The sequence below is a fragment of the Microbacterium sp. ER1 genome (assembly GCF_023383675.1).
Classification (GTDB): domain Bacteria; phylum Actinomycetota; class Actinomycetes; order Actinomycetales; family Microbacteriaceae; genus Microbacterium.
The window spans coordinates 1-19043 of the sequence record NZ_QCXO01000023.1 but is presented as its reverse complement, the minus strand read 5'-3'; the positions used below and the strand labels follow the sequence as shown (position 1 = coordinate 19043).

The following is a 19043-nucleotide window of genomic DNA, read 5'->3' as shown; positions in this document are numbered from 1 at the left end:
CATGTGCGGCATCGTCGGAATGGTGGGCTCTGCCCCGGTCAATCAGGACATCTACGACGCCCTCCTGCTGCTGCAGCATCGCGGGCAGGACGCGACGGGCATCGCCACCGCCGAGGCGAACGGCGTCATGCACAATGCCAAGGCCCAGGGGATGGTGCGCGAGGCGTTCCGCACCCGCGACATGCGCGGACTGCTGGGCAACGTCGGTCTCGGCCACGTCCGCTACGCCACCAAGGGCACCGCGTCCAGTGAAGAGGAGATGCAGCCGTTCTACGTGAACGCGCCCTACGGCATCATCCTCATCCACAACGGCAATCTCACGAACACGCGCGAGCTCGCCGCCGACATGGCGCAGCGCGACCGTCGGCACCTGAACTCGTCCAGCGACACCGAGCTGCTGCTCAACGTGCTCGCCGGTGAGTTGCAGGCCACGACCTCCACGGTCGACCTCGACCCGGACCGGATCTTCGAGGCCGTCGCCCGTACGCATGACCGCATCGAGGGCGCGTACGCGGTGATCGCCGTCATCGCCAACTACGGCCTGCTCGCGTTCCGCGATCCGTTCGGCATCCGTCCGCTGATCCTGGGCCGCCGCCCTTCCACGGTCCCCGGAGCCGAGGGCAAGGACGAGTGGGTCGTGGCGAGCGAGTCCCTCGTGCTGGAGAACGGCGACTACGAGGTCGTGCGCGAGGTCGAGCCCGGCGAGGCCGTGTTCATCACGAACGAGGGCGAGCTGTTCACGAAGCAGTGCGCCACCGAGACGCACCTCGCACCCTGCGCCTTCGAGTACGTCTACCTCGCTCGTCCCGACTCCGTCATGAACGGCATCTCGGTGTACGAGTCCCGCCTGCGGATGGGCGACAAGCTCGCCGACACGATCGCGAAGCACGTGCCGATGGACAAGATCGACGTGGTCATGCCGATCCCCGACTCGTCCCGTCCCGCGGCCATGGAGGTCGCCCGTAAGCTCGGCATCGAGTACCGCGAGGGCTTCTACAAGAACCGCTACGTCGGCCGCACCTTCATCATGCCGGGGCAGGCGGTGCGCAAGAAGAGCGTCCGTCAGAAGCTCAACGCCATGTCGACGGAGTTCCAGGGCAAGAACGTGCTGCTGATCGACGACTCCATCGTGCGCGGCACCACCTCGAAGGAGATCATCCAGATGGCCCGGGATGCCGGAGCCGCCTCGGTGACCTTCGCCTCCGCCGCCCCGCCCGTCCGGCACCCGCACGTGTACGGCATCAACATGCCCTCGCGGCACGAGCTCATCGCCCACGGCCGCACGATCCCCGAGATCGCGGAGGAGCTGGGCTGCGACCACCTCGTGTACCAGGAGGTCGACGACCTGAAGGCCGCGATCACCGAGGGTTCCGTACTGGAAGACCTCGACATGAGCTGCTTCGACGGCCGCTACGTCACCGGCACCGTCACCGACGAGTACCTCGCCTGGGTGGAGGGGTCGCAGACCTCTTGATGTCCGGGTCCCTGAGCTCGCCGCAGGGCCGACCCCTCTGGCAGGGGCGCGCCCTCGCGTTGATCGGGATCGTGCTGGTCGCATTCTCGCTGCGGTCGGCGGTCGCCTCGCTCTCTCCTGTCCTCGACCACGTCGCCGAGGACTTCTCGGTGGCCCCCGTGATCGTGGGGCTGATCGGCGCGGCTCCGCCCGTCTGCTTCGCGCTGTTCGGACTGCTGACCCCGCTGTTCGAGCGCCGGTTCGGGCTGGAGCGGATGGCGGTCGTGGCGATCGTGCTGATGGCGGCGGGCATGCTGCTGCGCGGCCTCGCCCCCGACTCCTGGAGTCTGCTGGCCGCGACCGCCGTCGTGTTCGCCGGTGTGGGATCGGGCAACGTCCTGCTGCCGCCGCTGGTCAAGAAGTACTTCGCCGACCGGCTCGGCGTCATGATGACCGCATACTCCACGACGCTCGCGGTCTCGACCTTCCTCCCGCCGCTGGTCGCCGTCCCCGTCGCCGACTCGCTCGGGTGGCGGATCTCGCTGGGTATGTGGGGCGTGGTGGCCGCCCTCGCGCTCGTGCCCTGGGTCACGCTGCTGGTGCGCTCCCGCGGCGACGACCGCGCGGTGCCGACGGAGCTCCTGGTTCCCGACCCCACCGACGGCGTGGACGATGTGCGCGACGCGGTCGCCGCCTCGACCGGGCCGATCACGACGCAGTCGGCGAGCCCCCGCGTCTTCGGCCGGCTCTGGCGGCTGCCGTTGGCGTGGGCGCTCGCGCTCGTGTTCGGCACGTCGTCGACCATGGCCTACGTCGCCTTCGCCTGGCTGCCCACCATCCTCGTCGACCTCGGTGGCGTGACCCCGGCGACCGCCGGCTTCCTGCTCTCGCTGTTCGCTCTCGTCGGGCTGCCCTGCTCCATGCTCGTGCCGGTGCTCGTCGTGCGGTTCCAGGCCACCCGCCCGCTGTTCTTCGTGGCCGTGGTGGCCGGTCTCGTCGGGCTCGCCGGTCTCCTGCTCTTCCCGACCGTCGCGCTGCCGCTGTGGGTGGCGATCTTCGGGCTCACCGCGATCATGTTCCCGCTGAGCCTCGTGCTCCTGAGCATCCGGGCCCGTACGCCGGAGAGCGCAGTCGCCCTCAGCGGCTTCGTGCAGAGCATCGGCTACGCGATCGCGGCGGTGTTCCCGCTCCTCGTCGGCCTTCTCCACGACACCAGCGGAGGGTGGCAGGTGCCGCTTCTCGTGGTGGCAGGGGTGCTGGTCGTCTCGGTGCCCGCGGGCATCATCGCCGGTCGCCGCCGCACGATCGAGGACGAGTGGGAGCGGCGTCACGGCCGCTGGTGACGATGGCCGTCAGCGCGTGACGCGAGGCGGCGCGGTCGAGGAGCGCACGATGAGCTGCGGGTCGGTGGAGGGCATCTCGCCGACCGGGTCGTGGCCCTCGATCTGGGTGATGAGCCGCAGCGCGGCGGCGCGGCCCATGGCCTCGAACGGCTGACGGACGGTGGTCAGGGCGGGGGAGGCGTAGGCGGCGAGGGCGATGTCGTCGACGCTCACGACGGAGATGTCCTCCGGCACGCTGCGCCCCGCCTCATGCAGGGCGCGGATGAGGCCGAACGCCATCTCGTCGCTGCTGACGAAGACCGCGGTCGCCTCGGGGATCGCGGCGATCGTGCGGCCCGCCCGGTACCCGGACTCCGGGGTCCAGTCCGCCGGGATCACGGGCGGCGGGACGATGCCGCGCTCGCGGAGCGTCTGCTCCCAGGCCTCGCTGCGCTGCTGCGTCTCCGTCCAGTAGTCGTCGCCGGAGACATGCCACACGGTCTCGTGGCCGAGGTCGAGGAGATGCTCCACGGCGAGGCGGGCGATCGCGCGCTGGTCGACCGCGAGCGGGGCGTCCTCCTCGAGGGAGGTGCGCTCACTCCGGGTGGCGGGCGTCCGTTCGGTACGCGCCCGCATCGCCGGCGTGTCCAGGGCGATCGGAACACCGAGGATGATGCCCTCCGCGCCCTGCCGCTCCAGGCGATCGAAGGCCTCGAGGAACGCGTCGTCCGAGGCGTGGTCGGCCACCGCCGCCGTGGTCACGGTGTAGCCGTTCGCCGCCGCGGCCTGCTGGATGCCGACGCCGAGCGCGGCGGAGGAGTAGCGATCGGTCGAGACCACGATCACGCCGAGCACACGGGTGCGGCCCGAGGCGAGCGACGCGGCGGCGGCGTGCACCCGGTAGCCGAGCTCCTCGACCGCGGCGAGAACCCGTCGTGCGGTCTCCGGGCGGACGTTGTCCTGTCCGGACATCACGCGCGAGACGGTCTGGGTGGAGACGCCGGCGAGGCGGGCGACGTCGACCTGGCTGGGGGCGCGGTCGTCTTTCGGACGGCGAGGGGACATGCCCCAATGGTAGCGATCCATCGGCGGAAAACCAGGGAGCGCGGACATCGGCGATGCGATAATGTGAACGCAAACAATTCAGCTGGGAGTGCAATGTCCGACCTTCTCGCCGCGGCTTCCGACGGCTTCTCCACCGCCGTCGCCGCGCCGACAGACGCCGCCGCCCCCGGCGCCCCCGCCCTGTCCTGGCGCGACGGGGAGATCCTCCGCGACGGTGCGCCGCACCGCATCCTGTCGGGCTCGATCCACTATTTCCGCGTGCACCCGGACCAGTGGGAGGACCGCCTGCGCCGACTCGCCGCGATGGGCGCGAACACGGTCGACACCTATGTCGCCTGGAACTTCCACGAACGGGTCGAAGGGGACATCCGCTTCGACGGCTGGCAGGACGTCGAGCGCTTCGTGCGGCTGGCCGGCGAGGTCGGCCTCGACGTGTTCCTCCGGCCGAGCCCCTATATCTGCGCGGAGTGGTCCAACGGCGGTCTCCCCTTCTGGCTCACCGGGCGGGTCGCGGCGCTGCGGACGAGCGATCCCGCGTTCCTCGCCGCCGTCGATGCCTGGTACGACGCGCTGCTTCCGCGGCTCGCGCCCCTGCAGGCCGCGTACGGCGGGCCGATCGTGGCGATCCAGATCGAGAACGAGTACGGATCGTTCGGCAGCGACGCCGCCTACCTCGCCCACCTGCGTGACGGGCTCCGGCGACGGGGCATGGTGGAGATGCTGACGACGGCCGACGGGATCACTCCGGACATGATCGCGCACGGGAGCGTGCCGGGCGCGATGACGACGTTCACGTTCGGCACCGGGGTGCCGGTGGCGGCCTCCCTGCGTCGGCACGGGGAGGCGCTCATGTGCAGCGAGCTCTGGGGCGGCTGGTTCGACCACTGGGGCGAGCGGCACCATGTGCGGTCGGCGGACAGCATGGGCGGGACGATCCGCGAGCTCCTCGACGAGGGCGGTTCGGTCAGCCTCTACATGGCGCACGGGGGCACCAACTTCGGCCTGTGGAACGGCGCGAACCACGACCTCGTGCTGCAGCCCACGGTGACCAGCTACGACTCCGACGCCCCGATCGGCGAGGACGGCACGCTCGGGAAGAAGTTCCACGCACTTCGCGCACTCTTCGCGCCCTTCCACGCGGACGCGCTGCCGCCGGTCCCCGACCAGCCGCGGCGGCAGCCCGCCTCCTCCGCGCCTCTGGAGCCGCGGGCGGGTCTGCTCGACGTGCTCCGGGCGACCCCTGCGGCGGGCGCGCTCTCGCCGCGCCCGCTGACCTTCGAGCAGCTTGGAGCGGAGGACGGCCTTGTCGCCTACGAGGCCGACGTGTCGTTCCCCGACGAGGCGACACTGACCATCGATGGCCTGCACGATCGCGCGGTCGTCTTCCTCGACGACCGTCGCCTCGGTGTGCTCGAGCGGGACGGCGAGACGTCTCTCGCTCTCCCCGTGGACGGCGGCTCCGGTCGGCTGACGTTCGTCGTCGAGAGCCTCGGACGCATCAACTACGGGCCGTATACCGGCGAGGGCAAGGGCATCATGCGCGGTGTGATGATCGGCCGCCGCCTTGTGAACGGCTGGACGCATCGCCTCCTGCCGCAGACGGCACCGGCGGCGGACGCCGCCGGGTCGGGCGGAAAGGACGGCCTCGCCGTCGCCGGGTTCGATATCGCTGAACCGCTGGACGCGTGGCTCGCCTTCCCCGGCGGCGGCAAGGGCATGGTGTGGCTGAACGGATTCCTGCTCGGACGTTACTGGAGCGTGGGTCCGCAGGAGACGCTCTACGCCCCCGGGCCGCTGTGGCGTGCCGGGCGCAACGAGATCGTGGTGCTCGACACCGACGGCCTCGGGGCGACGGTGGAGATCCGGGAGGCGCCGTCCTTCGGGGAGACCGAGGAGTTCATCGGCTCCTGAGCCGCACACGGGCCGCGGGTGATGACCTTCGGCCAATGTTTGCGCATACTTCGCGTTCAACTCTTGTCTTAAGCCACAACCTCGCTCTACGGTGATAGCGCAAACATCGGTTCCGATCGATGATCCACCTGCGGCGCATCGGGGCGTCCTTTCCTCCGGCCGTCGCACCGTTCGAGAGGCAAGACGTGTCGACACCTTCCCGACCGCCGCGCACCGCCGTCGCCATCAGCTCCCTGCTGGCGACGGCTCTCGCGCTCGGCGGAGCGCTCCTCCCCGCGACCGCTGCACAGGCCGCCGATCTCCTCCCCGTCCCGCAGACGGAGTACCGGTTGCACGCGGTGTCCAGCGAATCGGATCCGTATCCGGCGCCGCCCTCGCTCGACGGCACGGCTCTCGGCGCCTTCGACGGCGACTATGCGACGCAGTGGACGTCGCGGTACTCGTCCAACGCGCCTTTCCCGCACTGGATCGCCCTCGACCTGCAGCGGTCCCTCTCGGTGAAGGGGCTGGACTACTCGGTCAAGCGCGGGCAGAGCGTCGCGGCGAAGACCGTCGAGGTGTACGTCACGGATGACGCCGACGCCGCGCGCACCTCGCCGGCCGATGGGGGATGGGGCGCCGCCGCCGCGGCCGCGACGCTGCACGCGCCCACCGCGAATGACGAGAAGCAGCGCATCACGCTGGAGACCGCGAAGGACGGCCGATACGTCGCGCTGCTCGTCCTCGACGCGCAGGGCACCACGGGCGGCGGCGCCGGTGAGATCCAGGTGCTCTCCGACGAGGAGCTCCCGCCGATCGTCACAGAGCCGGAGACGCCGGAGCAGCCGGAGACCGGGGACACCGTCGAGATCGCTGCGGGCGGCACCACCGCCACCGTCTCCTCCGCGTTCCCGCAGATCCTCGGCTACCGCGTGGGCGATGACCGCCTCGGCGGGCAGAAGAGCTCCCCGCGCACCTGGGCGGTCAACGGCACCGCCTATGCGTCGACCACCACCTCCACGGCGACGGCGAGCGGCGTCGACTACGTATCGACCCTGACCGGCATCGACGTCACGGTGCGCAGCAGCATCCGCGTCGCGGCGAACGGTACGGTCGAGTTCACCGTGACCGGGGTGGACGGCTCCGCCGCGGTGAACACCCTGGCGCTCCCCGACAACGCGTTCCTCTCCGCGACGGCCGCGGACGGCGCCGTCCTCGATCGCACCGTGATCAGCCCGAACAGCACCACGAACGCCGATGAGCACATCGCGGTGGGAGCGGCGACGGCCACCGGGACGAAGGGCGCGGCCTTCGCATTCCTCGGCGACGGGACCCTCGCCGGCAGCGTGATCACGAACGCGACGACGCAGGCCTCCGGCGGCACCGCCTCGTGGAACACCCGGCTCACGACGCGGGTGACTGCGGCCGACGGCCGGGCCGCGGAGATCGGCTCGAACACCTGGCTCATCCATCCGACCTCCGCCGTCGACAGCCGGGTGACGACCTACGCCCTTCCGAAGGTCACGGTGCTCCTCACCGCCGACCGCAACGGCGACGAGACCGTGGACTGGCAGGACGCCGCGATCCGCTACCGCGAGGTCGACGCCCCGCGCCTCGGTGCCGACCGGGTAGCCGACCGCGTGGTCAGCCGCATCCCGTTCAACTTCGCCTCGAGCGCCACGAACTACTTCGACCTCGTGCTCGACAACACCAAGCGCATCGCGAACCAGACCGACGGCCTCGGCCAGTGGGTGCTCAACAAGGGCTTCGGCAGCGAGGGACACGACTCCGCGAACACCGACTACGGCGGGAACTACAACGAGCGTGCGGGCGGCCTCGCCGACCTCAACCGCCTCGTCGACGAGGGGGCGAAGCTCAACGCCGACATGAGCGTGCACGTCAACGCCACGGAGATCTACCCGCAGGCGGACGCGTTCGATGCGGCGATCCTCGACGGCACCCCGCCGTACAAGCCCGGCTGGAACTGGCTGGACCAGTCGTACTACATCAACCAGCAGACCGACCTCGGCACCGGACGCGTGCTCGACCGCTTCCAGCAGCTGCGGGACGAGGTGCCGGGGCTCAGCGGCGTCTACATCGACGTGTACTACTCCAACGGCTGGGTGGCCGAGGAGCTCGCGGACGAGCTGAACGCCATGGACCTCGAGGTCGCGACCGAGTGGGGCGACAAGTTCGTCGACAGCACGGTCTGGTCGCACTGGCCGAACGACCTCGCCTATGGCGGCAAGGACAACAAGGGCATCAACTCCACCATGGTGCGGTTCATCCAGAACGCGCAGGCGGACGTCTGGAACGACGACGTCCTGCTCGGCCAGCAGCGTCTCGTCGACGCCGAGGGCTGGGTGGGCAACCGCAACTGGGACGGCTTCATCGGCAACATCTGGTCGCAGAGCCTGCCGACGAAGTTCCTGCAGCACTTCGACCTGCAGACGTACGAGGTGGGGGTCGAGGCGACCTTCACCGACGACGTGGCGGCCCGGATCGACGGCGGCACGCGGGTCGTCACGATGGACGGCGCGACCGTCCTGCGGGGCGACTCCTACCTGCTGCCGTGGCAGTCGCTGCCGTCGAGCGCCGAGTCGGGCTCGCCCGTCGACGCGGACAAGATGTACTTCTTCACGGCCTCCGGCGGCGAGAAGACCTTCGGTCTCACGGACGCCTTCCGCGGGATCACGACCTTCGACGTGTTCGCGCTCGGCGACCAGGGCCGCGAGAAGGTGCGCACCGTCACCGCGGTCGACGGCAAGCTGACGCTGTCCGGTGAGAAGGGGACGGCCTACGTCGTCGTGCCTCAGGACGGAGCGCAGCGGGCGGCGATCGAGTACCGCGACGCGGGCCTGACCGACCCCGGGTTCAACTCGGGCGCGCTCGACGGCTGGAACCCCCGGGGTGACGTGACCATCGAGCGCACGGATCTCGGCGCGGCGAAGAACGCCTCCCGGGGCGACAACATCGCGGTGTTCGGCTCATCCGCCTCCGCGATCTCGCAGACCGTCACCGGCCTCACCCCCGGGAAGCGCTACGCGTTCTCCGCGCAGGTGCAGATCGATCCGACGGCCACGCGCGACGTGAGCGTCGCGGTCGACACCGGGGGCGGCGTCGTGAACCGCACCTGGAACCTGTCCCCGACGTACAACTACATGCGCGCCGACTCGAAGGCCGGACAGTACTACCAGCGCGGATCGGTGTCGTTCCTGGCGCCGGCCTCCGGCGAGGTGACCGTCTCGGTCTCGGCGGTCGCCGGCGACGCGGCGGTGCGCATCGACAACGCCAGGGTGATGGCGGACACGACGGCCCCGGCCGCGGCCGGCACGGTGTACTCGAACGACTTCGAGGGCAACCAGCCCGGGTGGGGCCCGTTCGTGAAGGGCGACGCCAACGGCATCGACGACCCCCGCACGAGCATCTCGCGCCGGCACGACCCGTACACGACGAGCGACTGGCGCAACACGGCCAAGCCGTTCGACAGCGGAGCCCTCGCGGGGCTGGCGGTGGACACCACCCTCACCGGTGAGCACTCGCTGATGTCCCACTCCGAGAACTCCGGCGTCGTCTACCGGACCGACCCCACGCTGGTGCCGCTGCAGGCCGGGCACACCTACCGCATCGGGTTCGACTACCAGGCCGGCGCGAGCGGGGCCTACCGCTGGCTGACCGGCACCGACGCCGTGCTCGACGGGGAGATCTCCTCGACGACCCTGCGTCGCACCCCCGTCGTGCAGGCCCTGGAGACCACCGCGTTCCAGGAGGACGTGATCGTGGGGTGCGGCGACTACACGTGGGTCGGTCTGGAGCGGGTCGGCGGCCCGGACGTCGACTTCGTCCTCGACGACTTCACGGTCACCGACCTCGGTCCGACGGAGGGTGGCACGCCGTGCGCCACCGTCTCCGGCGAGGCCGTGACCCTGAGCCCCGGGGCGCAGACGCCGTTCACCACGACCTTCACCAACAGCGAGGACATCCTGGCGGAGAACGTCGGCGTGCAGCTCGACCTCCCGGAGGGCTACACCGTCGAGGTCGCAGACGGGTCGTCGAACCTGTTCGCGAAGGCCGCCCCCGGCGAGAGCGTGACGACGGACTGGCTGCTGACGGCACCGGCGTCGGCCGCGGGTTCCGCCGTCAGCATCGGCATCGCGGCCACCTACCTCGTCGACTGCGACGTGCGGACCGTGCAGACCGCGCAGGAGGCGGCTGTGGCCTCCCGCGCCCGCATCCCGAACGCGCAGATCACGGCGACCGCGAGCTCCGAGGAGACCGCGGGTGAGGACGGCACAGCGGCGAACATGCTCGACGGCAACGCCGGGACGTTCTGGCACAGCCGCTGGAGCAGCGACGCCCCCGGGTATCCGCACGTGCTCACGTTCGACCTCGGTTCCGCGGAGACGGTCGACGGCATCTCCTACCTGCGGCGCGGTGCGAACCAGAACGGCCCCATCAAGGGCTTCCAGGTCGCGGTCTCGACCGACGGGCAGACCTTCACCGACGTGGCGGCGGGCGAGTGGAAGAACGTCGCGGAGTGGCAGGACGTCGACTTCGCCGCGACCACGGCGCGATACATGCGGGTGACGGCGACCTCGTCGATCTCGGGCACGCCGTTCGCGGCCGTGGCGGAGATGGCGGTGTACGGTGTCACGTCCCCGCAGACGGGGCACGCCCCGGAGAAGCGACCAGCGGACGACCTCGGGGCGTGCGCCCCGGAGACCGATCCGGTGCTCACGCTCGGCGCGGATTCCGTGCGCGCAGGGGAGACGGTCGAGGCCGTGCTCTCAGGCTTCGCGCCCGGCGCCGCCGTCTCGTTCTGGCTGGACGGCGTGCGGCTCGCGGACGCGACGGTCGATGCGCACGGCGCGCTGACCACCCGCGTGCTCATCCCCGCGGATGCGACGGTCGGGAAGCACCGCTTCTTCGTCAAGGACGCCTCCGGCGCGGAGGTGGCCGGCGCGGACCTCAAGGTCAAGAAGGCGAAGCCGGCGAAGAAAGCCGTCCTCACCCCGTCGGTCGGCACCGCGGTGGCAGGAGACTCCCTCCGCGTGCAGCTCCGCGGCTTCGACCCCGAGGCGGTCGTGCAGCTCTGGCTCCACTCGGAGCCGGTCCGCGTGGGCGAGGTGACGATCGCCGCCGACGGCGGCGCGGTCGCGACCGTCCTCATCCCGGCGGCCACGCCCGCGGGTGCCCATGCGCTCGTCGCGACGGACACCGAGGGCGCCGAGCTGGCCCGCGCGGATCTGGCGGTCACCGCGGCCGCGACCGCCGCGGGTGGGGCGCTGGCCACGACCGGCACGGAGGGGATGACCTGGCTGGCGGTCGCCGTCGGCGCGCTCGCCCTGAGCGCACTCGGTGCGGCGCTCTGGCGACGGCGACGCAGCTGAGTTCCTCTGCACACGAGAGGCCCGGGGTTCGCCCCGGGCCTCTTCTGCACGCGGCGGGGAGTCTGCCGGTTCTCCACGGGTCGCGGTTCCGGGGCGGGAGAGCGTGCCCCCGCTCCCCGATACTCGAGGGGTAGTCACGAAAGGAGCCGTACATGCATACTGTAAGCATGCCGAACGTCCTCATCCGCGACCTCGATCCGGGCGTGCATTCCGTGCTCGCCGCACGCGCGCGCGAGCGAGGACAGTCGCTTCAGCAGTATCTGTCGACGGAGCTCACTCGCCTCGCCTCGCGCCCGACGCTTTCGGAGTTCCTGAGCCGACGAGCGCGGCAGCCGGAGATGACCGCGCTCACCCCGGAGAACATCGTCGCCGCCGTGCACGAGGGGCGCGCCGGGCGGTGATCGTCGTCGACGCCTCGATCGTCGTCGACCTGGTCTGCACCGGAACGTCGACCGGTGTCCTGGGGTCGCGGCTGGAGGACGAGTTTCTGCTTGCCCCGGAGCTGTTGCCGGTGGAGGTGGCCAGCGCTCTGCGGGGGCTCGAACGCGGCGGTGTCCTCGACGCCGCGGCGCTCGAATCCGCGGCCGGCGACCTCGCCCGCCTCCCGGTCGACCTGCATCCGACGCTCCCGCTGGTGCCGCGGATCCTCGCGCTGCGGGCGAACCTCACCGCCTACGACGCCGCGTACGTCGCGCTCGCCGCGGTGTTCGACTGCCCGCTCCTGACGCACGACCGGAGGCTCGCGCGGGCGGCCTCCGGTCTGTGCGCGGTCGAGGTGCCTAGCCCTTGACGGCGCCGGCGGCGAGACCCGAGCGCCAGTACTTCTGCAGCGTGAAGAACAGCGCGATGAGGGGGATCACGCCGAGCAGGGCCCCGAGCATGACGGCGCCCTTGTCGGGGGAGAAGTAGCTCATCATGCCGTAGAGGCCGAGCGTGACCGGCTTGAGGTCGGGGCTGGAGATCATCATGAGCGGGAGGAGGAAGTTGTTCCACGTGGCCACGAAGATGAACAGGAAGATCGTCACCATCGCGGGGCCGAGCAGCCGCAGCACGATCGTGAAGAAGATCCGGCCCTCACCGGCGCCGTCGATGCGGGCGGCTTCCAGCAGCTCCGTCGGCACCGACGACTGCGCGTAGACCATGCCGAGGAAGACGCCGAACGGCGAGACCGCCGAGGGGATGATGATCGCCCACACCGTGTTCGTGAGGCCGAGCGCCTGGAACTCGATGTACAGCGGCACCGTGAGCAGGGCGACGGGCAGCAGGAGCCCCGCCATGATGATGCCGACCGCGAGCTTCTTCCCCGGGAAGGCGAACTTGGCGATCGCATAGCCGGCCATCACGGCGAACAGCGTGCCGATGGCCCCGGCGCTGAGCGAGTAGAACAGGGAGTTGCCGACCCAGCGCCAGAACAGCCCCTGCGTCCAGCCCATGAGGCTGTCGTAGTTGGCGGCGAGGTTCGGCTCGGCGAACCAGAAGCCGAACGTCGACGTGAGGTCGGTGTTGTTCTTCGTCGAGGCGACCACGAGCCAGAACACCGGCACGAGGAAGTACAGCGTGGCGACGACGAGGGCGATGATGCCGAACGTGCGCGCGGCGGGGCCGGGGGCGATCGACGGGTGAGGGGCGTCCGCCGCCTGCGGCTTCCGGGAGCGCCGCTTCGTCGGCGGAGCCACGGTGACGAGTCGTGTGGTGGTCATGCGTCGCCCTTCCGCCGCTGGAGCAGTGCGTACACGATCGCGAGCACACCCGCGATGCCGGCCATGAGCAGCGAGTACGCCGACGCCGGACCGCTGCCCGACGGCGACAGCTCGCCCATCATCGTGTTGTAGGTGAGCATCATCGGCGTGAAGTCCTTGCCCATCCAGGAGTTCGCGGCCTCCAGGATGACCGGCTCGTTGAACAGCTGGATCGTGCCGATGATCGACAGCAGCACGGCCAGCAGCGCGGCACCGCGCACGAGCGGCACCTTGATGCGGGTCGCGATCTGGAATCCGGACGCGCCGTCCAGGCGGGCGGCCTCGTAGAGGTCGCGGGGGATGGCCTGCAGGGCGCTCAGGAAGATGAGCATGTTGTAGCCCGTGTACGTCCACGTCGTCATGTTCGCCATCGAGAAGAGGATCGTCTGCGGCGACATGAGATCGGTCCCCTCGGGCAGATAGGGCAGGAAGGGCGACACCTCGGGCGTGTAGAGGTAGAGCCACATCATCGCCGCGATGATGCCGGGGACCGCGTAGGGGAGGAAGAAGGCGAGGCGGAACAGGGCGGGGCGGCGCACGATGAACGAGTCCAGCAGCAGCGCCAGGGCGAGGGCCGCGATGATCATCACCGGGATCTGGAACGCCGCGTAGAGCACGACCCGTCCCATGCCGGTCCAGAACGCGCCGTCGGTCGCCGCGGCCGCGAAGTTGTCGAGGCCGACGAACGTGTCGACGAGCTCGCCGCCACCGTACAGGCCGCCGCCGGCGGGTACCTGCGCGAAGAACGACGACCGGACCGACACGATGATCGGGATGAGGAAGACGACGGCGAACAGCAGCGCGAACGGCGCCATGAACAGCCACCCGGTCAGACCCTCCCGTCGGATCCGCGATCGCCTCGTCGACGGGGCGACGGGGCGGCGCGCGGGAGGGAGCGGCGCCGCTGCCCTCGTCTCGGTCACTGTGGCCATGATGTGCCTCTCGCTCTCACGACGACGGCGGAGTACACGATCGCCCGTGCACTCCGCCGTCGTTCATCCGATGATGCCGTCCGGTCCGGTCATTCCGCGACCGGGAGGCCGAGGTCCTTGAGCGACGCGACGGCCGTGTCCTGCGCCGTCGTGAAGATGTCGGCGACCGAGGCCGTGCCGGCGGCGGCCGCGGCGGCCGTCTCGTTCATGTTCGCCAGGGTCGAGAAGCCGGGGGCGTAGGGGAAGTCGGGGTTGAGGTTCTCGGTGGCGGTGCCGAGCTCGGCGAGCACATCCTGGCCACCGAACTGCCGCAGCATCTTCTCGGGGGTCTCCACCTCACCCTTCGCGGCGACGACGAGACCCTGCGACGCGAGGTCGTCGACCTGCGTGTTGAACCAGTCGTTGAACTCCATGGCGGCCTCGGGGTTCTCGCAGCCCTTCATGACCGAGACGCCGGAGCCGCCGTCGGGGCCGCTCATCGCCCCGGCGCCGAAGTCCGGGAGCTGGGCGACGCGCCACTGCCCCTCGGCCGGGGTGCCGTCCAGCGAGTCGAGGAGGAAGCCGGCCTCCCAGGCCGCGCCGACGTGGCCGATGAGACTGCCGTCGTTCAGCGCCGCCGTGAAGCCCTCGCCCCAGCGCTCGGTCGCGAGCGTCTGCTTGCCGTCGAGCAGGCCCTGCCAGAAGGCGGCGACGCGCTCGGAGCCGGCGCCCTCGGCGTCCACCTTCCACTCCTCGCCCTCGGTGGAGAACCAGGTGTCGCCGGCGGCCGCGGCCTGTCCGGAGAGCCAGTTCTGCGCCTCGTCCGGAGTGAACGCGGTGACGAACTTGCCGGCGGCGGCGGCCGTGGCGGAGGCGGCGGTCAGGTCGTCGAGAGTGGCCGGGGCGTCGAGGCCGAGCGCCTCGAACTCCGCGGTGTTGTAGAAGTAGACGAGGGGCCCGGTGTCCTGCGGGAGGCCCACGATGGCGTCGCCGACCCGCATGCCGCTGAACGCTCCGGCCGAGTAGTGGTCCTCGTACTTCTCGGCCTCCGCGGCGACGTCCTCCAGCAGACCCTTCACATAGAGCTGCGGCACCTCGGAGTATCCGGTCTGCGCGAGGCACGGGCCGTTCCCGGCCTTGATGTCGGTCTCGAGCTTGAGGATCATGTCGCTGGCCTTGCCGTCGAACTTCGTGGCCGTGACCTGGATGTCGGGGTGCTCCTCGTTCCAGCGGTCGACGATCTCCGCGACCGTGGTCATGCCCTCGCCGTCGGGCAGGCGGTGCATGTACTCGATGGCGAGGGGCTCACCGCCGGCGTCGCCGCCCCCGGATGCGGCCGGCGCGCAGGCCGCGAGTCCGAACGCCGACACCGCGCCGAGGGCGACGACCGCGGCGACGCGGGGGGTGCGTGAGGTGGGTGCCATGCTGTTCTCCTCTTTGAGGTCATGTTCCTGCGGATCGCCCGAAGCGGGGACGCGGCGAGGGTGCGCCGTCGATCACATGCACATCAAATCAGAAAATGTTTGCGCTCACAAGACGCGGAATCGCGGGACGGGGACGAGTTTGATTGCCCCAGAGGGAGCGCTGACATCGATCGGCGGCGTCGGGACGCGGTCGCGCGCGGCGGGACGCGGCGGCCCTCCCGCTGAGGGGATCGCCGCCCGGGTACGACGAAACACCCGCACGAGCCGTGCGGGTGTTTCGAACCGAGGGGCTACGCCTTCTCTAGTTCGTCTTCGTCTTCGTCTGCGTACTCGTCGGCCCACTTGTCGACGTAGGCGTCTTCGTCGGAGTCGCTCGAGTGCGCGAGCTCGCGCTCCAGCGCCGAGTAGTTCACCGACGGACTGTACGCCTTGAGTTCGCGGGCGATCTTTGTGTGCTTCGCCTTCTGACGGCCACGGCCCATGCCTGAGACCCCCTCACGAGTTAAGCTGCGGGCAGACAGGCGCCCGAGTCATTCACGACACCGGCTCGAGGCCGGTAAGAGTAGCATTCAGGATAGCACGCGGGGAACAGACCCTGGCCGCGGCCAGGCCGGCGAAGGGAGCGATCTCCATGACCGACAGCACCTCCACTCCGTCCGATGAGGCCACGCAGAACGCCGCTCTGCAGAAGGCCGTGATCGTCGGGATGCAGCTCGACCAGGACCCGCACGTTCTCGATGAGGCCGTCCGCTTCGCCCGGCTGCTGAACGCCCCGCTCGTGGTGGCCCACGTCGACATCACGCGCTTCGTCACCTACGAGGATCCGGACGGCTACGTGCACTCCGCTCCCATCGACATCAACTTCGACGCGGGGGCTGCCGAGTTCGAGGCCGTCGAGGCGGCTGCGGCCACGATGCTCGACGGCAAGGGAGTCACCTGGACCGCTCGGCAGCTCGTCGGCGACCCGGCGCTGGCCATCAAGCAGCTCGCGAACAAGCTCGACGCGCAGCTCATCGTCGTCGGTACCCGCAAGCGCGGTATCGGTGAGTCCATCCGGGAGTTCTTCACCGGCTCGGTCGCCGCGCGCCTCGCCCATCGCCAGCACCGCTCCGTGCTCGTCGTCCCCCTGGGGGAGTCCGTACCGGACGAGCAGAAGGAGATCTGGCCGGAGTGATCCGCACACGACGAGGCCCCGCCGACGGATGTCGACGGGGCCTCGTGCGGTCATGCCAGGGGCTCAGGAGTCCGGTTGACTCAGCGCCACCGTCACGCTCCGGGCGGCCTGGTCCAGCGCGTTCTCGAGGTCGGTGACCACCGACGACGGGAGGACGCCGCCCTTGGCGACATGGGTGCGCAGGTCGGTGCGGATGCGTGCGCGGAAGGCGTTCACGACGGCGTCCGCGCGGTGCAGCTCCTCGCGGCTGGTCAGCCGTGCATCGTCGCCCGCGGTGCGCGGCCTGTTCTTCGCCGCCGCCCGGTCGTCCTTGGTGGCCGTCGCCAGGTCGGCGCGAAGACTCTTCATCGCCTCCTGCACGCTCTGGCGCACCTCGTTCGCGATGAGACGGACGGTGTCGGTGATGCCCGCCTCGATGTCGGCGAGGTCGCTCTGGCGCGAGGCCAGCTCGGCGCGTCCGGCCTCGGTGATCGCGTAGATCGTCGTGCGTCCGTCGACGGTCTTGGTGACCAGCCCCTCCTCCTCGAGCTTCGCCAGGCGCGGGTAGATGGTGCCGGCGCTCGGCGTGTACGTGCCGCCCGTCCGGTCCGTGAGGGACTGGATGATGCCGTAGCCGTGCTGCGGGGACTCCGCGAGCAGCGACAGCAGGTACAGGCGCAGGTCGCCGTGGGAGAAGACCGCGGGGCTCATGCTTCCCACTCCGGATCGTTCTCGATGGTCTGCGGAGCGCGGCGGAGGACCGTGACCCCTCCGGAGACGGAGTTGGCGCGGAGGTCGACGAAGCGTCCCGCGAGCTCCCCGGTGGTGCCGTTGTAGGTGCTCGGTCCGGACGAGCTGCGCTCGACGCCGTCGATGAGCAGGCGGCCGCTGAGCGAGCGGATGACGTAGTTCGCCGCGAGGGACTCGTCGAGCCGCACCGTGGTGCCGCCGGAGACCGAGTTCACGGTGATCGTGTTGACGTCGCCCGCCGCGTCCACCAGCGTCGCGCCGGAGACGATGTCGACCGTGGCCTTGCGGATGGCGCCCGTGACGGCCACGTCGCCGGAGACGCTGTTGGCGCTGAGCGAGCCGGTGAGGTTGCGGATCTGCACGTCACCGGAGACCGAGTTCACGCTGAGGTCGCCGATGAGGGTGTCGACGATGATGTCGCCGGACACGGTGTTGAGACGGGTGTCGTTGCGGATGCCCGACACGAGGGCGCCGGCGCTCACGACGCCGAGGGTCAGGGCGATGCTGCGCGGGACGGCCACGCTCACCTCGGCGCGCGGACCGCCGGAGCCGAAGTTCCGGAACACCTCGAGGAAGTTGTCCCAGCCGAGCTGCGGGTGGTCGATCTCGACCTCGCCGTCGCGGGACTCGATCCGGAGGTCCTTGGTGGTGACGCCGTGCACCTCGATCCGGATGCCGGGTTCGTCGTGGGCGATGACGTCGACCTGTCCGCCGACGAGGCCCACCTTGAGCCGGGTCGCGGAGGCGATGTCGATGACGCGTTCCTCGCCGGGGGCGATGAGCCACTTCTCGGTCATGTCTGCTTCTCCTGTGTCGAGGGATTCACGATATATCGTGTTGCCGTCACGATAACACGATATATCTCGATCCCGTCACCCCTCTTTCCTTCGAATCGCCTGATTGGTCCCATATCGGCCGGAAATCGAGCCAATCAAGCGATTCGAACGGGGTTGACCTTGACGCAACGGCAACTTCTACGGTGGAGGGGAACGACACGGAAGGGTGGGCGGGATGAGCGAGAAGGACTGGTCGATCCAGGAGATCGCACGACTGGCGGGGACGACGAGCCGCACGCTGCGGCATTACGACGACATCGGGTTGCTGCCTCCGTCGCGCATCGCGCCCAACGGGTACCGGCACTACGACGCGGCGGCGCTCGTGCGGCTGCAGCGGATCCTCCTGCTGCGGGAGCTCGGGCTCGGGTTGCCGCAGATCGCGGAGGTGCTGGGCCCTTCGACAAGCTCAGGGGCCCAGGGCGGGTGCTCAGGGGCCCAGGGCGGGGGCTCGACGGCGGAGGCGTCGGCGCTCGAGACACACCTCGCGCTGCTGCGCGAGGAGCAGACCAGGCTGGCGCGGCAGATCGCGTCGGTCGAATCCACCATCACGGCATTGAGAGGAGGTGAGAACCTCATGGCAGAGAACATGTTCGACGGCTTCGACCACACGCAGTACAAGCAGGAGGTCGAGGACCGCTGGGGGAAGAAGGCCTACGCCGACAGCGACCGCTGGTGGCGCGGGATGAGCGACGCCGAGCGTGCCGAGTGGCAGCAGCGCGTGTCCGACCTCGGACGCGACTGGATCGCCGCGGCGGAGAGCGGTATCGATCCCGCGTCCGCCGAGGCGCAGGAGCTCGCGCGCCGTCACGTGGCCTGGCTCACGGGCATCCCGGGCACTCCCGCCGCCGCGCTCCGGCAGGGACCGGACGCGGATGCCAAGGCCTACGTCATCGGTCTCGGCGAGATGTACGTCGCAGATCCGCGCTTCGGCGCGAACTACGCGACGTCCGCGGGTGGCACCCAGGGCGCGGAGTTCGTCCGCGACGCGCTCCGCATCTACGCGGAAGCCTCCCTCTGATCCGTCGAGCGGCCCCCTTGCGTGCGACCCACCCCGCTGCGGTCGTACTCAAGGGGGTGGCTCGCACGCAAGGGGGTGGATCGGGGGAGGAG

At 70.2% G+C, this 19043-nt stretch carries 15 protein-coding genes; 8 read left to right on the top strand and 7 right to left on the bottom strand.

The window, feature by feature from the left end:
* Position 1 precedes the first annotated feature (1 nt).
* Positions 2–1474, top strand: coding sequence for an amidophosphoribosyltransferase (gene purF / locus BV453_RS01455; RefSeq protein ID WP_025104714.1), 1473 nt, complete (start codon positions 2–4; stop codon positions 1472–1474).
* A complete protein-coding gene (locus tag BV453_RS01450; protein ID WP_249520689.1) occupies positions 1474–2796 on the top strand; it encodes a CynX/NimT family MFS transporter in 1323 nt (440 codons plus the stop codon). The genes purF and BV453_RS01450 overlap by 1 nt, the downstream gene beginning before the upstream one ends.
* Before the next feature lie 9 nt (positions 2797–2805).
* On the opposite strand, the gene BV453_RS01445 is transcribed toward BV453_RS01450, so the two are convergent.
* A complete protein-coding gene (locus BV453_RS01445; protein ID WP_025104712.1) occupies positions 2806–3840 on the bottom strand; it encodes a LacI family DNA-binding transcriptional regulator in 1035 nt (344 codons plus the stop codon).
* A 93-nt stretch (positions 3841–3933) separates the two neighbouring features.
* Here BV453_RS01445 and BV453_RS01440 point away from each other — a divergent pair, with 93 nt between their 5' ends.
* From BV453_RS01440 to BV453_RS01425, 4 genes are all read left to right on the top strand, one after another.
* Complete coding sequence (locus tag BV453_RS01440) at positions 3934–5751, top strand: beta-galactosidase family protein (RefSeq protein ID WP_249520688.1); 1818 nt, start codon at positions 3934–3936, stop codon at positions 5749–5751.
* Between the two features lie 185 nt (positions 5752–5936).
* Positions 5937–11120: an endo-alpha-N-acetylgalactosaminidase family protein gene (locus BV453_RS01435; RefSeq protein WP_249520687.1), complete on the top strand. Its 5184-nt coding sequence runs from the start codon at positions 5937–5939 to the stop codon at positions 11118–11120.
* 167 nt (positions 11121–11287) lie between these two features.
* Positions 11288–11521 (top strand): hypothetical protein, encoded by a 234-nt coding sequence (locus BV453_RS01430; protein ID WP_249520686.1) that lies wholly within the window; start codon positions 11288–11290, stop codon positions 11519–11521.
* A complete protein-coding gene (locus BV453_RS01425) occupies positions 11518–11910 on the top strand; it encodes a type II toxin-antitoxin system VapC family toxin (protein WP_025104708.1) in 393 nt (130 codons plus the stop codon). Before BV453_RS01430 ends, BV453_RS01425 begins: the two co-directional genes overlap by 4 nt.
* Here the strand turns inward: BV453_RS01425 and BV453_RS01420 are convergent.
* From BV453_RS01420 to BV453_RS01405, 4 genes are all read right to left on the bottom strand, one after another.
* On the bottom strand, positions 11900–12820 hold the full coding sequence (locus BV453_RS01420; RefSeq protein WP_249520685.1) for a carbohydrate ABC transporter permease: 921 nt from the start codon (positions 12818–12820) through the stop codon (positions 11900–11902). The genes BV453_RS01425 and BV453_RS01420 overlap by 11 nt on opposite strands.
* On the bottom strand, positions 12817–13791 hold the full coding sequence (locus BV453_RS01415) for a carbohydrate ABC transporter permease (RefSeq protein WP_249520684.1): 975 nt from the start codon (positions 13789–13791) through the stop codon (positions 12817–12819). The genes BV453_RS01420 and BV453_RS01415 overlap by 4 nt, the downstream gene beginning before the upstream one ends.
* 89 nt (positions 13792–13880) lie before the next feature.
* The gene (locus BV453_RS01410; RefSeq protein WP_249520683.1) at positions 13881–15194 is read right to left on the bottom strand and encodes an ABC transporter substrate-binding protein; all 1314 of its coding nucleotides are present in this window, start codon (positions 15192–15194) and stop codon (positions 13881–13883) included.
* 290 nt (positions 15195–15484) lie between these two features.
* Complete coding sequence (locus BV453_RS01405; protein ID WP_025104705.1) at positions 15485–15676, bottom strand: DUF3073 domain-containing protein; 192 nt, start codon at positions 15674–15676, stop codon at positions 15485–15487.
* Positions 15677–15825: 149 nt separating this feature from the next.
* Between BV453_RS01405 and BV453_RS01400 the strand changes: the two genes are divergently transcribed.
* Entirely contained in the window at positions 15826–16368 is a 543-nt protein-coding gene (locus tag BV453_RS01400; RefSeq protein WP_025104704.1) for a universal stress protein, read from the top strand.
* 63 nt (positions 16369–16431) lie between these two features.
* Here the strand turns inward: BV453_RS01400 and BV453_RS01395 are convergent, their stop codons facing one another.
* Together BV453_RS01395 and BV453_RS01390 are read right to left on the bottom strand one after the other, a co-directional pair.
* Positions 16432–17058: a PadR family transcriptional regulator gene (locus tag BV453_RS01395; RefSeq protein ID WP_060922301.1), complete on the bottom strand. Its 627-nt coding sequence runs from the start codon at positions 17056–17058 to the stop codon at positions 16432–16434.
* The gene (locus BV453_RS01390) at positions 17055–17894 is read right to left on the bottom strand and encodes a DUF4097 family beta strand repeat-containing protein (RefSeq protein ID WP_025104702.1); all 840 of its coding nucleotides are present in this window, start codon (positions 17892–17894) and stop codon (positions 17055–17057) included. Before BV453_RS01390 ends, BV453_RS01395 begins: the two co-directional genes overlap by 4 nt.
* Positions 17895–18108: 214 nt before the next feature.
* Between BV453_RS01390 and BV453_RS01385 the strand changes: the two genes are divergently transcribed.
* Positions 18109–18951 carry a MerR family transcriptional regulator gene (locus BV453_RS01385; RefSeq protein WP_249520682.1) on the top strand — a complete coding sequence of 281 codons (843 nt, stop codon included), beginning with the start codon at positions 18109–18111 and terminating at the stop codon, positions 18949–18951.
* Positions 18952–19043 lie beyond the last annotated feature (92 nt).

Coding starts and splice junctions, on each gene's coding strand:
- BV453_RS01405 (WP_025104705.1), bottom strand. CDS start 15,676: ATGGGCCGTGGCCGTCAGAAGGCGAAGCACACAAAGATCGCCCGCGAA.
- BV453_RS01395 (WP_060922301.1), bottom strand. CDS start 17,058: ATGAGCCCCGCGGTCTTCTCCCACGGCGACCTGCGCCTGTACCTGCTG.
- BV453_RS01445 (WP_025104712.1), bottom strand. CDS start 3,840: ATGTCCCCTCGCCGTCCGAAAGACGACCGCGCCCCCAGCCAGGTCGAC.
- BV453_RS01400 (WP_025104704.1), top strand. CDS start 15,826: ATGACCGACAGCACCTCCACTCCGTCCGATGAGGCCACGCAGAACGCC.
- BV453_RS01430 (WP_249520686.1), top strand. CDS start 11,288: ATGCCGAACGTCCTCATCCGCGACCTCGATCCGGGCGTGCATTCCGTG.
- BV453_RS01440 (WP_249520688.1), top strand. CDS start 3,934: ATGTCCGACCTTCTCGCCGCGGCTTCCGACGGCTTCTCCACCGCCGTC.
- BV453_RS01420 (WP_249520685.1), bottom strand. CDS start 12,820: ATGACCACCACACGACTCGTCACCGTGGCTCCGCCGACGAAGCGGCGC.
- BV453_RS01450 (WP_249520689.1), top strand. CDS start 1,474: ATGTCCGGGTCCCTGAGCTCGCCGCAGGGCCGACCCCTCTGGCAGGGG.
- BV453_RS01410 (WP_249520683.1), bottom strand. CDS start 15,194: ATGGCACCCACCTCACGCACCCCCCGCGTCGCCGCGGTCGTCGCCCTC.
- purF (WP_025104714.1), top strand. CDS start 2: ATGTGCGGCATCGTCGGAATGGTGGGCTCTGCCCCGGTCAATCAGGAC.
- BV453_RS01415 (WP_249520684.1), bottom strand. CDS start 13,791: ATGGCCACAGTGACCGAGACGAGGGCAGCGGCGCCGCTCCCTCCCGCG.
- BV453_RS01385 (WP_249520682.1), top strand. CDS start 18,109: ATGAGCGAGAAGGACTGGTCGATCCAGGAGATCGCACGACTGGCGGGG.
- BV453_RS01390 (WP_025104702.1), bottom strand. CDS start 17,894: ATGACCGAGAAGTGGCTCATCGCCCCCGGCGAGGAACGCGTCATCGAC.